Raw genomic sequence first — 14,928 nt, forward strand, 5'->3', positions numbered from 1 at the left:
GTGCTCCTAGTAGGTAAGTTCCGGGTACAGCGGGTGGGCGGCCAGCATGGCCTCCACCTTCGTGCGAATGTCGGCGAGCTTGCCCTCGTCGCCCGCGTTGAACACGGTTGCGGCGATAAGCTGGCCCACCTGATAGAAATCGTCGGCGGTGAAGCCGCGCGTGGTGGCCGCAGCGCTGCCCACGCGGATGCCGCTCGTGACGAAGGGGCTGCGCGGCTCGTTGGGGATGGAGTTCTTGTTCACCGTCAAGCCCACGCCTTCGAGCAGCTTCTCGGCGTCCTTGCCCGTGACGTCGGCCGCGGTCAGATCGACCAGGCACAGATGGTTGTCGGTGCCGCCGGACACCAGGCGCAAGCCGCCGTCCATCATGCCCTGGCCGAGCACGCGCGCGTTCTCCACCACCTGGTCGATGTACGCGGCGAACGAAGGGGCCAGCGCCTCGCCGAAGGCCACGGCCTTGCCGGCGATCACGTGCATGAGCGGGCCGCCCTGCGCACCGGGAAACACGGCGCTGTTGATCTTTTTGTACAGCTCTTCGTCGTTGGTGAGGATGAAGCCGCCGCGCGGGCCGCGCAGCGTCTTGTGGCTGGTGGAGGTCACGATGTCGGCATGAGGCACGGGGCTGGGATGCGCGCCCGTGGCAACCAGGCCGGCGATGTGGGCCATGTCCACCATGAAGTACGCCCCCACCTCGTGGGCGATGGCGGCCATGCGCTCGAAATCGATGATGCGCGGATAGGCGCTCGCGCCGCCGACGATCACCTGGGGACGGCACTCCTTGGCCTTGGCCTCAAGGGCGTCGTAGTCGATGGTCTCGGTTTCGGAATCGACGCCGTACGCTTCCACGTGGTACAGGCGACCCGAGAAGTTCACCGGGCTGCCGTGCGTAAGGTGGCCGCCCTGGTCCAAGCTCATGCCCAGAATGGTGTCGCCCGGCTTGATGATGGAGAAGTACGCGGCAAGGTTCGCGTTCGCGCCGGAATGGGGCTGGACGTTGGCGAACCGGCAGCCGAACAACTCGCAGGCGCGGTCGCGCGCCAGGTCCTCGACGATGTCGACCTTCTCGCAGCCGCCGTAGTAGCGCTTGCGCGGGTAGCCTTCGGCGTACTTGTTCGTGAGCACGCTGCCCACGGCCTCCATAACGGCAGGAGACGTGAAGTTCTCCGACGCAATGAGCTCCACGGAATCGCGTTCGCGGGCAAGCTCTTGACGGAGCGCGTCCGCAACGACGGGATCGGTTTGGGATACGTAGGAAAGAGCCATGGTATTCCTTTCGCTGGGCTGTTTCGGGGCTATGCTAGCACAACGGGCGTGCGTAAGATCCAGCCAAGCTAGCCGATCTCGAGAGCGGCGATCTTTTCCACGCGACCCGCATGGCGCCCGCCGCCGAACGCGGTGGACAGGAACGCGTCGAGGATCGCCTGGTTGACGCCCGGCTCGACGAAGCGACCGGACAGCGTGATGACGTTCGCATCGTTGTGCTCGCGGCACAGCGCGGCGAATTCGGGGGACACGATGTTGGCAGCTCGGACGCCCGCCACCTTGTTCGCGGCGACGGCCATGCCGATGCCGGTTCCGCATACGAGCACGCCGCGCTCGGCCAAGCCGTCGACGACGTCATGCGCGACGAGCGCCGCATAATCGGGATAGTCGACGCGGTCGTCGGTGTCGGGGCCGCGGTCGACGACGTCATGGCCCTGCGAGGCCAGGTAGTCCACGAGCTGCTGCTTCTGCTCGAATCCCGCGTGATCGCTTGCGATGCTGATCTTCATGTAGTAAGCCCTTTCGTTAATCCATCATCGTGCGGCGGACGGCCTTGGCCCAGCCCTCCAGCAAAACCGCATGGCGCGCATCCTCGATGCACGGCTCGTAGCGCTTGTCGGACGCGCGCAAGCCGCGCAGCTCTTCAGTTCCGCTCCAGAATCCGACGGCCAAGCCGGCCAGGTAAGCCGCGCCCAACGCCGTCGTCTCCGCATTCTGCGGTCGACGCAGCGGCGTGCGCAACACATCGGACTGGAATTGCATGAGAAAATCGTTCGCAGAGGCCCCGCCGTCCACGTTGAGCACGGAAAGGGGCACGCCCGCGTCGGCCTCCATGGCCACCGCAAGATCGTGCACCTGATAGGCCAGGGATTCGAGCGCGGCACGCACGAAATGGGCCCGCGTGGTTCCGCGCGTAAGCCCGTACACGGCCCCGCGCGCATCGGCGTCCCAGTACGGGGCGCCCAGCCCGGTGAAGGCGGGCACGATGTAGACGCCGCCCGTGCTGTCGACGCTGCGCGCCAAAGCTGCGGTCTCCCCCACGTTCTCGATCAGCCCCAGCTCGTCGCGCAACCACTGCATGAGCGCGCCCGCCATGAACACGCTGCCTTCGAGCGCGTACTCGGGGCCCGGCGCGCCGGGCGCGGACGCTGCAACCGTGGTGATCAGGTTGTGCGAGGACGCGCACGCTTCGCCGCCCGTGTGCATGAGCAGAAAGCACCCGGTGCCGTACGTGTTCTTCGCCTGGCCGGGCTCGAAGCAGCACTGGCCGAAGAGCGCCGCCTGCTGGTCGCCCGCTACGCCGCAGATGGGGATGCCCGGAGCAATGCCGGCGTTGGCCGTGCGGCCGAAGTCGCCCGAAGAGGGACGAACCTCGGGAAGCATCGAGGCCGGCACGTCGAACAGGTCGAGCAGCCAGGGATCCCAGCGCATCTCGTGGATGTCGAAGAGCATGGTGCGGCTGGCGTTCGTCACGTCGGTGGCGTGAACCCGCCCCTGCGTCAGCACCCAGATAAGCCAGCTGTCCACCGTGCCGAAAGCAAGCTTGCCGGCCCGGGCGTCCTCGCGGGCGCCGGGCACGTTGTCCAAGATCCATTTCACCTTGCTTGCAGAGAAGTACGCATCGGGAACCAGGCCGGTCTTGCGCGTGATCTCGCGCGCAACCTCGGCGTCGGCGCACAGCTCGTCGATGATGGGGGCTGTGCGGCGGCATTGCCACACAATGGCGTTGAACACCGGCTCTCCCGTTTCGCGATTCCACACCACCGTGGTTTCACGCTGGTTCGTGATCCCGATGCAGGCGATGTCGCCTGGACCCAAGTTGTTCGACACGAGCAGTTCGGTGAACGCCCCCAGCTGCGACGACAGAATGTCCCGCGGATCGTGCTCCACCCAACCGGGCTGCGGGTACAACTGGGGAAACGAGTTCTGCACCGCATCGACGACGGCGCCCTGCCCGTCGATGAGCATAGCGCGCGACGAGGTGGTTCCCTGATCGAGCGCTACGACGTAGGTTGATCGCATGCGTGCTCCTCCATCCAATCGGCTACTTCGGCATAAACCTGCGCCCGACCGGGCTCGTTCAGTATCTCGTGGCGCATGCCCTCGTACAACGTCGCCGTCACGTCCTCGACGCCCGCGCGGCGCAGCAGGTCGGCGGCCGCCTGCACGCCCTTGCCGCACGCGCCCACCGGGTCCTGCGCGCCAGCGACGAACAGCACGGGCAGATCTTTCGGAACCTTCGACGCGCAGGCCATGGTGACCACCTCGCCCGTGAGGTCGGTGAGCGTGGCGTAGGCGCCGACCGAGAACATGGCGCCGCACAGCTCGTCCGCCAAGAAGGCGTCGACGACGGCGGGATCGGTGGACAGCCAGTCGTAAGGCGTGCGGGGGTTGCGGATCTTCTTGGCGAAGCCGCCCGCCCCCATGCCGTCGAGAAACGCGCTGCGATACTGCGGCCCCTTCGACCGCGCGATCAGCCGGGCCAAAGCGTTGCCGGCTTTCGAGAGAAGGTACGGCTGCTGGCCGGTGCCGCACAGCACGGCGGCCGCCACGCCTTCGCCATGGCGCGCCAGGTAGGCGCGGGCGATGAAGCTGCCCATGGAATGCCCGAACAGGATGTAGGGCGTTTGACGGGAGTAGCGCGCGGTGACGGTTTTGCGCAGCTCGTGCACGTCCTCGATCAGGATTTCCTTGCCGTCAACGGGCATGTGCCCCAGGCTTTCCGCATCGGGAGCGCTTTTGCCGTGCCCGATGTGGTCGGCGGCGCACACCACGTAGCCGCGGCTTACCAGGTAGCGCGCGAACTCGTCGTAGCGCTCCACGTGCTCGGCCATGCCGTGCACGATCTGCACGATGCCGCGCGGAGAGGAGACGACGCGCGCGCTTCCCCTTGTTTCGGAAGCTTTCCAGACCAGGCCCTTGATGGTGGACGTTTCGTCGTTCGAAAGAAAGCCCACGGGCGTGACGGTCGTTTCGATTCCCATGCTGTATCCCCTCCCCAGGAGTTTCCTCCATTATACCCATCCTGCAACAAGAAGGGTGAAGACCGGGTTTCGCGCGGGCGGAAACGAGGACCGAAGCGCACGAGGCGCAAGGTTGCAGACATGCCCGGATTAAAGAAGGCTCCGAACGTCCTTGGCGGTGACGGCCCCTTCGCGCACCACGACGGGCAGATCGCGCGTGCAGTCGAGGACGGTCGAGGCAAGGCCGCTTTTGTCGGCGTCGCTCTCGTCCGCCACGATCACGCGCACGCGCGCGGCCAAGGCAGGGTCGATAGCTTCGTACGAGCACGGCGACGCGCAACCCGACAGATTCGCGGACGTAGTGGCAAGAGGGCATCCGACCTGAGCGATGAGTTCGAGCGCAACCGAGTTGTCGGGCATGCGCAAGCCGATGGTCCCCTCGGCGGATCGGAACGCTTCGGGGACGCACTCGGCCGCCTTCACGATCAGGGTGAGCGGGCCCGGCCAGTACATTCGCGCGAGCGTACGGGCTAGATCGGGAACGCCTTCGCCGTACCGGTCGAGATCGTCCGCACCGCCGACCAGCCACGCGATGGGCTTGCCGCGATCGCGCTCCTTCAAACGGTAGAGCACCTCCGGCGTGCGCGCCGCATCAACGGCAACGCCCAGCCCGTACACCGTGTCCGTGGGAAAGACGATCGCGTCTGCGCGCCGCAACGCTGCAACCGCATCGTCGAAAGAGCCAGTTCCTCGAGCCATGGAAACACTTCCTTGCTGTTCAGGGTGAAGCCGCCGCTTAGGGAAGCTTGCATTGTATCACGATGGACGAGACGTGCTGAAACCAGCGTCCACCAGGGCGTATTTGCGCTTGATGCGCTCAAGCTTCTTGCGCCAGGGCGCATAGAGCGCCAGCAGAAACACAACCGTGGCAACGCCGTGCGTGACGTCGAAGGGAAGCGCAGCGGCGAAAGCGACCGCCACGGCGGGAAGCGTCACGGGATGGACGAAGCCCACAACGTACCAGCTGTTGAGGATGAGCCCGTACGCCAAAGAGGAAACGAACCCGTAGGCGCACAGCACGGCCGTCCGATCGAGCCAGCCCCGATCGGCCAGCACGCCGGCCACGTACCCGACCAGGCCCCACGCGTACATCTGCCACGGCGTCCACGGTCCTTGCCCGAAGAAGAAGTTGGACACGAGCGCAGCCAGCGCGCCTACCAGAAAGCCGCTGCGCCGACCGAACACGGCCCCTGCAAGGATGCAAATGGCCGAAACCGGCTTGAAGTCGGGGACGGGCGCGAACAGGATGCGGCCCGCAGCCGCCAGCGCAGCCAGCACTACCGTGGGCATGACCTGGCGAAGCGGCGGACGAGACGTCTCGAACCCCGCGAAGAACACCGCGACCGCAACGCAGGCGACCGCAACCGTCAAAAGCGCCCCCTGCTCGATGCCGAAATATGCGCACGCGGCGAGCGCGCAGGGAACGGCGACCAGGGCCGGAACCTCGAGCGCCGCCAACACCCGATGCGCCTTCCCTTTCGAAGCGCTCATCGCGACCCTCCTTCGTACAGGCGCGCGAACGCGTCCTCGGAAGGTCGGTAGAACAAGTTCCCCTCGAAAAACGAACCGGCAGGCTCCGTACAGGCATCCTCGCCGTCGAACAGCATGGTGACCTCGTCGGCAACAAGGGCCGCAAAGGTCAAATCGTGCGTGGCCATAAGCACCGTCGCGCCCGCCCGAACCCGATCGAGCACCGCTTCAGCCACCGCGGCCTTCGACGGCGCGTCAAGGCCTTTCGTGGGCTCGTCGAGCAGCAGCAAGTCGGGATCGGGCAGCAAAAGCTTGGCCAGCGCAAGCTTTTGCTGCTGCCCGCCCGACAGGTCGTACGGATGGCTTGCCGCGCAGGACGTCAGCCCGAACCGCTCGAGCGCGGCGGACACGTCGCCGTCGGAGAATCCGCACGAACCTTGCCACTCCCGCAGCTCTTCGTCCACGCTGTCGCACGCGAACAGGGATTTCGGATCCTGCGGAAGAAGCGCCTGACGGGATGACAGGCGGTTGATCACGCTGCCCCGTTCGGGCTTCAGCACGCCGGCGACCAGGCGCAGCAGCGTCGACTTCCCGCTGCCGTTCCCTCCCACCAGCGCATGCACGCGCCCCGGACGCACGTTCAAGTCCATGCCGCGCAGCACCCAATCGGCGTCGCGCCCGTAACGGCAGCGCACGTCGTTCAGCGCCACGGCAGAATCGGCCGCGCGCGCCGGGCGCCCCGCTTCGACGGCGCGTCCAGCATCCGGAAGGCGAAGCGGCCGCGCCGCGAAACGATCGAGCGAAACCTCCTCGATCCGGCCGTCGCGCAGCTCCACGGCATCGGTGGCGTACGAGGCCATGGATTCAGGCGCATGCGTGGCAACCACCACCGTGATTCCCAACTCGCGGTTCACGCGGAAAAGCGCGTGCAGGAAGTTCTTCTCCGCCACCGGGTCAAGCTGGGCCGTCGGCTCGTCGAGCAGCAGCAGCCGGGGCTGCATGGCAAGGACGCTGGCCAGCGTGAGCATCTGCTTCTGGCCTCCCGAAAGCTCGGACACCTGACGCCGGAACCACGGCTCGATGCCGAAGAAATGCGCGACCTCGGCCACGCGACGGCGCATCTGGTCCTGCGAAACGCCCAAGTTTTCCAGCCCGAAGGCAAGCTCGTGCCACACGGCGTCGCACACGATCTGGTTCTCGGGGCTTTGGGCAACGTAGCCCACGCGCGAAGCCGCCGCGAACGCGTCCATGTCCTCGACGGGGATGTCAAACGTTTTGAGCGCCCCGCCCTTCGTCCCAACAGGAGAGATAGCCTGCTTCAAGCAGCGCAAAAGCGTGGTCTTTCCGCTGCCGGTCACCCCGACCAGCAGCTGGAACGCCCCTTCGGACACCCGCCAATCAAGCGGTCCGATCGATGCCGCGGCATCGGGATACGAAAAGGAGAACCCGCGCGCCTCGACGGCGGGCTGATCGGTTACGATCTCCATACAATCCGCTCCCTTGCTTCCATGGCCAGCGGCAAAGCCGCGAACAGTACGTAAGGTGCGTAGCTCCACCACGAGGCGAAGCCGACGATGGACGGGTAGAACCTGAATTGAGCGCATGCCGCCCAGGCGGCAACGGCGGCGCTTGCGCCAACCACCGCGAGGAACGCGAGCGCGCATGCGTCAAGGCGCCGGAAGCGAAAGCGCGCGTAGGTGGTGCGCTTCGGGGCGGCGCCCCAACCGCGCGCTTTCATGGCATCGGCGGTTTCAAGCGAGTCCTCCATGCTCCACCCCATAAGAACCGAAGTCAAGCGCATGTGCTCGCGAAAACGAAGGCGGCGGCTCGCGCCTTTCGTCGAATCGGGCGATGTCGCCGCAATCGGACGGGCGACCGTGCATGCGCGCGCAACGCCTTCGATATCACCTCCGCGGCGAACGAACTGGGGCACCAGGCGCGCCGTCATGGACAGCATGAGCCCGACCGTGGGCACGACGCCGCCGAACAAAGCCATGATCTTGTCGGACGTCAACACGCGCGAAGCATTCGAGAACGTGAGCAGCACGCTTGCCAGCATCACGCCCATGCACGCACCGTACACGAAGCTTTCCAGGTAGAACGCCCGCGCTCCGATGCGAAACAGCTCGGTGGACCCGGAAGCCGAGAACAACGGGTTCGCCAGCGCGACGACCACGACAAGAGGAAGCTGCCATGCAAGGGAGCGAGCGACGGCACGAGAGCCGCGCAGCGACGCGCCAAGAGCGAGCGCGGCCGCAAGCGACACCAGAAGGTACACGGGCTGCATCGCGGCCATGCTCATGACGAGCAGGATAGCGAAGTACGCCAACGCGACCACGGGATGGAACAGGTCGAACGCCGTTCTTTTCACCAGGCTCGCACCCTTACTTGCCCACCGTGAAGAACAGCGAGATGACCAGAAGCACCGCAGAAGCCAATGCGATGATCGCAAGAATGATCGAAACCTTCCGACTGAACAATGCCCCACCTCGCCTTTCGATCGCCGAGCCGCCCTCATCCGAAGCAGCTAGGATAGCACACGAAACCGGACGCCCCTTCAACGAAGAAGGAAAGGCGTCCGGTTGAAACCCATCAACTCAACCCGTCACGTAGAACCACGAAACGGCATCCCCGTCGTTCAGCGCGTACTTGTCGCACGCCATCATGAGAACCTCGCCGTTGACCGAGTACTTCCAGCCGCTTCCTCCTCCATGCTCCTTCTCGGCCAGACCGCCGACGGCGCTCACGTATATGCCGAACGGAGACGTCGACGCATTGACGGAAAAGCCGCATGCCATGAGCGCATCGTACACCGTTGCCCCTTGGGCAAAGGTCGCCGTGGTACCGCCCGATACCGGGCTGCCCACAACCGACGAATCCACATATACCGAAACGGTGACGACCGATTGGCTGGAACCACCTCCAGAAGCTTCTTCCTTGAAAGATCCCGAGAGATCCGAACCTCCCGCCGAAGCCCCTGCCCCCTCTGCAAGAGCAGGTTCTCGAGCAGCAGGGGCCTCGGAGGTTTCACCCGGAGAAGCAGCGTCGCCCTGGCCTTCCCCCGATCCCTCGCTCTGGCGCGCGGAACCCTCCGAACCAGCATCACCGACAAGCCCTGCATTCTGCTCTCTCGATACAGGATCGGAGGAAGGCGCGGACGAATCGACGGGAGATGCGTACAAAAACACCGCCGAGCATCCGATGAGAAGCACCGACAGAATGCCGACGATGCCCGCGATGGTCTTTTGCCGAACAGAAAGGGCAGCTCGACTAGGAGCAACGGACGCTTGAAAACGCGTCTCCTGGCTGTCGTCCGTACGAGCCGCAGTTGTCGCACGTCGCGCGTCCTCGTCGCAAAGCTTATCTTGGTCAAGCATTGCCGTCGCCCTTCGTGCGGCGGCGCGCGACGGCACCGTAAGCCACAGCTCCTACAAGACCGACCATGCCAAGCATAAGGCCTCCTGCAGCCCAAGGGTTCACGCCGTTGCGAGCCGCGCCCGCAGCGTCCTCGCCGTTCGGTTCCGCTACCCGAGCGCTCCCTGAACCGGACGCCCCGTTCAGGGACGAGGTCCCTTCGGCAACCTTGCCGGCCTGCCCGTCAGCTTTGCCAGATGCTTGCCGCATAAGCGGAGCATGAGCCGCACCCGGCGCCCCAAAAGATGCCCGGAAGGAACCCGACGTCCCATTCGGCCCGCTCCCCGATTCGCCAACACCGCCCGGGCGAGCGTTCGCGACCCATCGGGCGTACAACGTCATATCGCCATCGACCGGCGTTTCGAAATCCCAAGCTCGCGTGCACGCCGAATCGACGAACCATCCGCCGAACGAGTACCCGTCGCGCGACGGATCAGCCGGCTGCACGATGGGCTTGTCCTCGACCGCCATGGCGGAAGGCACGAAAGACCCGCCCGTGGAATCGAATGTCACCCGAAAGCCAGCCCGACCCTTGAGCGCGAACAGGACGCCGGCATCGTTGGTGTAGTACAGATTGCCTTCTTCGTCCGCAATGACGGATGCCGTGCAGTAGTTCTGCTGCGGCCCCGCAGGCGTGTACAAAGCGTACGCGGCGGCATCGCCCACCCGGTACGCGTACACGCCGCCCGGCAACCCGTTGCACGTGAAGTACGCGTACGTGCCGTCGCCCTGGACCGACACCAGCGGGGAACCCTGCGCCGCGCCAAGGCCGCCGACCACCGTGCGATCGACGCGCATGCCGGCCAGATCGATCAAGGACAGCGTCCCGTAGCCGTCGGCATCCGCACCGCACACGAACACCGTGCCGTTCGACACGATGGGCGTCGACGTGGAGGATCGAGCAAACGAAACGCGGCCCGCAACCGAGAGCGCATCGCCCTCGCGAACGATCTTATGCAGCACGCCGTCGCTCGTCACGGCCAGCAACGTTCTCCCGTCGCCAGCCGATACAATGGTCGAGCGACACGGGGCGCCAAGCGAGACCGAAGACTTCACCTTGCCCGTATCCCCCTCGATCAAAACGACCGCCCCCGATTCGTCGCCGATCACGATATCCGATCCGGATGCAGCAGCACCCGCCCAATAGTAGCCCTCGGGCTTTCCGCTGTTCGACGAATCGCCTTCGTTTACCCACATCACTCGACCGTCGCTGATGCGAACGCACGCAAGGGCGCCAGCCGTGCCCGTGGAATTCGCGCCGCCCGGCTGCGTAAACCCGGCGTACGCGTAGTCCCCGTTCACCGTGAGCGTGGAAAGAGCTTGGTAGCTTATCTTCCCGCCCTTCGTATCCAATGCTTCGGTCCTCCACACGCACGTCAACGCATCGGCGGTGAACGCAGCCAAGCGACCATCGTCGGTCGGGACGATGATCACGCCGCCCGCATAAGCAGGACGGCAGAAATAGCGATTCGCGCCTCCGACGCTCGCAGATGCCGTCACCTTCCCCGTGGCAACGTCGATCTTCATAAGAGAACCGCCCGACACCACGTACATGAGGCCGTTCACGATAAGGGGATCCGACACCCCCTCGGACGAGGTCGCAGCCTTGTAGTCAAACGACCAGAGCAAATCGGCCGATTCAGCAGGCGTGGCAACGTTGACGATCGCCGACCCGCTTCCGAATTGAGGCCAGGACGAATCGTAGCCAGGTCGAGGCGCATCGGGATTGACGACCACATCCCCGGGAGCAGGCAAGGACGATCCCCGAGCCGAGTAGTACCACACGATCTTGTCATCGGGATCGATCTTGAGACCGTTCGCTCCCACCAAAGCGGCTCTGCCGTTGACGAACAACTGCCAATACTTCCCCGTACCTTGATCCCATCCGAGGGCACGTCCGTCGAATGGCGAGGTCAGATCCTTCAGGTACCAGCCACGTTCGGTATCGACCGTGGCCTTCAACCCCGTCCTGGCAAACAGCTGGTCGGTCAAATCAGCCGCCGTGGCGCCCTCGACCATGGCGTAGCGCGTGGACGACGCCCACACCTGGGGATTCCCGGCAATATCCATACCGACGACCTCGCATGCGGCAGCCACGCGCCCAGGCAGCACGTCCCGATCGGCAGAATAGAACCATGCAACCTGATCGCCCGCATGCAACTCGTACCCGCCGGCGCCCACCGTAGCGGGCGACCCGTTGACGAACAGCTGCCAGAACCTTCCGGTTGCTTCGTCCCAACCGAGGGCCCTGCCATCGTAGGGCGAGGAGATTTCGCTCAGATACCAGCCGTGCGAAGCGTCTACCTTGACCTTCAGCCCCGCATCGGCGAACAATCGATCGGACAGGTTGGACGCCGTCGAACCTTCCGGCATCGCATACGCGACGTCGGCAACCCACGTTTGGACGGCGCCGTCGGCATCGATGCCGATGACCGAGCACGTCGCCGACAGGCGATCGGACGGCGCTTCCTCACCGGAGGCCGAATAGCACCAAGCCACCCTATCGCCGGGCTGCAGCGTCCAGTCGTTGGCGCCGATCGTGACGGGCGACCCGTTGACGAACAGCTGCCAGAACCTTCCGGTTGCCTCATCCCAACCGAGCGTCTGGCCCGCATCGTAAGGAGACGTGACGGATTCGAGGTACCAACCCCATTTTCTATCGATGTTGGCGGAGATCCCCGTCTTAGCCAGCAACGCCTCGGTCAAGCCGGACGCCTTCGAGCCGTTGTCCAGCGTGAACGGCTCAGCTGCCGCCCACGTCTGACGATTGCCGTGCTTGTCCACGCCTATGATGGAGCACGTCGCCGTGACGAAGGGATCCGTCTGGCCCTTCGTTCCCGCCACCGTGAACTCCGCCTGAACAGGTCGCTTCACAAGCGACTGCAGGTCACGATTCTCCGGATGCGCAGCCGCCAGGGATTCGTACGCCTTGTAGGTGAGCACCGAATCGACCGCAACGCGGCGATCGTAGTCAGGACGGTTGACGCGCAGAATCTCATCTTCAAGCACGCCGGCGTCCGACGACCTGAACGTACGCCACTTCTGGCTGCCCATCGGGTCGTATCCGGGAATATCGTCCGGGACAACGCCCTGGTCCGTCATCTGGTCGACAGAACGAGCCCATGCAAGAGAGCCGTCGGCTGCACGGCTAACCTCCATGAACGCATCGAGGTCGACCGTCACCTGGTCAGCAGAAGCATTCTGCCCCAAAAGCGCCTGGCCGTACGCCGCTGCGGCGTCGTTCATGAATCTGACGGCCTGTTCCAGCTCGTCAGAAGACACGGGCTTGAGCGTATAGGCCCCCAGCTCCCTCGAGACGGTCACGCCATCGTAGGTCAAACTCGCTGAAACCTCAACCGTACGGATAGGCTCCCCTTCAAGGGAGCGCGTCACGACGCCTCGGTATCCGTTGACCTTCAAGAAATCCTCGTCGCTTGAAACGTAGGATAGCTTGTACACCTTGCCGTCCACGCCCAGCGAACGCGGTGTCGAAAACTTCACATCGCCGTCAACCGCACTCGTCTGAACGCTGCCGCCCGATGCTGCATCGACAACCTTCGCCCGTTTCAGCACGTTCGCAAGCTGCTTCTTGATATCATCGACTTCAGCGCCCGATTTTTGCTCGACCACCATGTCGAAAGTCGTTCGATACGAGACACCGGGACCGCTTCCGTAACCGGGAACCTGCAACTCGTACGTCGCCGTCAACGTAACCGACCGAGGAACCGCCGTATGCGAGAATACCGCCGTCGCAGTCTGGTTGTAATCGCTGTCAAAACCGTTCGCGATCTTCGCGACCGCCGAATCGGACGACGACCAGCCAATCGTCGCCGTCTTGGCGGATCCGGCGCGCACCTCCGTAGGAAGACCTACCTTGAGGGCCGACGCGGGTATCGAGCCCGTCTTGATGCCCTCGTCAAGGGAGACGTTAGCAGCTTGGCCTTCCAGATACGCAAGAACCCGAGCATCGTCCCATGCCAAAGACGACGCACGCGAAGGCGTATAGAACCCCGTCGCATCGCCAAACGTCAATGCATAGGTAGGTTTGAACTGCCGCAGCACCGAATAATCGAACGAAACCGTCTTCGCATCGGGGGCCAGGAAGAAATACGTGATCGCGCCGTTATCCGAACCTTCGGAAACATCGACGGAGCCTTGCTGCTTCGGGTCGACTCCCGAGAACGCCGCAGCCGAAACGCGCGTCGACACGCCGTCGAACCCGAGTTCGGACAGGCGCGATTCGATCATGCGGTTGAGATTGGAGTCCGTACCGTACTTCGGATTCGGATAGTACCCGCGCAAGCCATCTTTTTCGAGAGCCGTGATCGCAGCGGCCACGCGAGCCTCGTTCTCCGCAGAACCGGCGGCGACCACCGCACCGACCGCTGGAGAAACGACCTCGTTGCGAGACGACGCCTCCACCTTGACGTACTTGCCGACTTCGGACGACGTGAGCTCGAGCGAAGATCCCCGCGCTCCGGGAAGCTCGTGGAACTCGCCGTCAACCGCATCCCCGACCAACCAACGATACGCGACGCCCGATTCCACGGCAGTTCCGCTCGCGGCATCATGCGCAATGGCCGTAAGGGCGTTACCTTGCTTGGCCGTACCTTCGATCTCGACCGATGCAAGGTCTGCCTTGCCGTCTGTGACCTTGGGAGTTGACGAAGAAGACCACTTTTCGACGCCGTTGGCCAAGGTGACCTTGACGGCGAGGAACGAGCCGGCGTCGGCGTCGGCCAAAAGGTACGTCCGAGCATTTGCCCCATCAATCGGAGCGTAATTCTTGTAGCTTAAAGCGTTTGGTGCATACGAAACCTGCGTACCGCCCCGATACCACTGAAACGAAATACCAGCGTAATCGCTGACTTCAACCTCTTCCGTACCCCAACCCCAAGGATCCTCTTCTTCGACGAACGCCCATGCCTTGATCTCCAAACCCGCGCCCAACTTGGAGGGGAGGTTCATACCCGATGTGGTTTTGACGCGTACGCCGTCGACGTTTGAAACAGCCCGGGAGGAAGAGGGTTCGGAAGAGTCCGACGATGCGGTTTCCTCCAAAGAGTCCAGAGCACTGGGCTGGATGCTTCCATCCTCGTTCGACAACGCGTTCTCGGAGGGAACCGCGTCGCCAGCCAGCCCGCGATCGACCGTCGATCCTCCTCCGATCTCGAAAGGCTCGCCCGCTTCGGCATTCGAAAGGGTCTCGGTGCGGTCCGCCGAGCCCAGCGAATCCATCGGCCCAGTCGAACCGCCCTCGCTCGATTCGCCAGACCCGGCAAGAGCGCGCTCTTCAGCAACCGAAACGTGTGCACCGCCCGGCTGCGCCCAGGCGATGCCGGGAACCAGGGACACGACCAGGGCCACGGCCAGAAGTACAGCTAGAAATCTCTCCGAAACGCTTGCAACCGAAACGGCTGACAAAGGCGTGTTCGACCTCTCTCGAACGGAGCGCGTACCCACGCGCGCCAACTGAAGACCGATCATCGTCGGCACCTCTCTTCCAGGGCTTGCTGCGATGGATGGGTGTTCCGACTTCGCCTCATCTGGCTCGAACGCATGCCTGCATGTCGTCCGGCCATCAACGTTTACGGTTACTGGTATAGCGCAGGATTCTCACCCGCATTTCCCCAAACGAACATGATCCGCACGTTCGCTCGCGCCGCGCTTGGCGCAACCATCTTTGCCAATATATGCTTCGCGGTATTCTACCACGCAGGCGACAGGAGAAGGGGCAGAAGGATTCGTCGGCATTCCT

Annotated in this window: 10 protein-coding genes; all 10 read right to left on the reverse strand. The window is 64.1% G+C overall.

Annotated features, from left to right (window positions below):
* Window positions 1–6 precede the first annotated feature (6 nt).
* The 10 genes from glyA to ACTQZK_RS02210 all read right to left on the reverse strand — a co-directional run bounded on the left by glyA (window position 7) and on the right by ACTQZK_RS02210 (window position 14,657).
* Window positions 7–1,263: a serine hydroxymethyltransferase gene (gene glyA / locus ACTQZK_RS02165; protein ID WP_441898249.1), complete on the reverse strand. Its 1,257-nt coding sequence runs from the start codon at window positions 1,261–1,263 to the stop codon at window positions 7–9.
* A gap of 68 nt (window positions 1,264–1,331) precedes the next feature.
* Window positions 1,332–1,772, reverse strand: coding sequence for a ribose 5-phosphate isomerase B (gene rpiB, locus ACTQZK_RS02170; RefSeq protein ID WP_114566791.1), 441 nt, complete (start codon window positions 1,770–1,772; stop codon window positions 1,332–1,334).
* Between the two features lie 16 nt (window positions 1,773–1,788).
* Complete coding sequence (gene glpK / locus ACTQZK_RS02175) at window positions 1,789–3,285, reverse strand: glycerol kinase GlpK (protein ID WP_114566790.1); 1,497 nt, start codon at window positions 3,283–3,285, stop codon at window positions 1,789–1,791.
* Window positions 3,264–4,247 carry an alpha/beta hydrolase gene (locus ACTQZK_RS02180; RefSeq protein WP_114566789.1) on the reverse strand — a complete coding sequence of 328 codons (984 nt, stop codon included), beginning with the start codon at window positions 4,245–4,247 and terminating at the stop codon, window positions 3,264–3,266. The genes glpK and ACTQZK_RS02180 overlap by 22 nt, the downstream gene beginning before the upstream one ends.
* 129 nt (window positions 4,248–4,376) lie before the next feature.
* Entirely contained in the window at window positions 4,377–4,985 is a 609-nt protein-coding gene (locus ACTQZK_RS02185; protein WP_114566788.1) for an L-threonylcarbamoyladenylate synthase, read from the reverse strand.
* 57 nt (window positions 4,986–5,042) lie between these two features.
* The gene (locus ACTQZK_RS02190) at window positions 5,043–5,777 is read right to left on the reverse strand and encodes an ECF transporter S component (protein ID WP_114566787.1); all 735 of its coding nucleotides are present in this window, start codon (window positions 5,775–5,777) and stop codon (window positions 5,043–5,045) included.
* Window positions 5,774–7,243, reverse strand: coding sequence for an ABC transporter ATP-binding protein (locus tag ACTQZK_RS02195; RefSeq protein ID WP_441898253.1), 1,470 nt, complete (start codon window positions 7,241–7,243; stop codon window positions 5,774–5,776). The genes ACTQZK_RS02190 and ACTQZK_RS02195 overlap by 4 nt, the downstream gene beginning before the upstream one ends.
* Window positions 7,231–8,127 (reverse strand): energy-coupling factor transporter transmembrane component T, encoded by an 897-nt coding sequence (locus tag ACTQZK_RS02200; protein ID WP_441898255.1) that lies wholly within the window; start codon window positions 8,125–8,127, stop codon window positions 7,231–7,233. Before ACTQZK_RS02200 ends, ACTQZK_RS02195 begins: the two co-directional genes overlap by 13 nt.
* 226 nt (window positions 8,128–8,353) lie before the next feature.
* Entirely contained in the window at window positions 8,354–9,133 is a 780-nt protein-coding gene (locus ACTQZK_RS02205) for a DUF4430 domain-containing protein (protein WP_114566784.1), read from the reverse strand.
* Window positions 9,126–14,657, reverse strand: coding sequence for a DUF4430 domain-containing protein (locus ACTQZK_RS02210; RefSeq protein ID WP_441898257.1), 5,532 nt, complete (start codon window positions 14,655–14,657; stop codon window positions 9,126–9,128). The genes ACTQZK_RS02205 and ACTQZK_RS02210 overlap by 8 nt, the downstream gene beginning before the upstream one ends.
* Between the last annotated feature and the right edge of the window lie 271 nt (window positions 14,658–14,928).

It is taken from the genome of Paraeggerthella sp. LCP19S3_G8, from assembly GCF_052119225.1.
GTDB classification, from domain to species: Bacteria; Actinomycetota; Coriobacteriia; order Coriobacteriales; family Eggerthellaceae; genus Paraeggerthella; species Paraeggerthella hominis.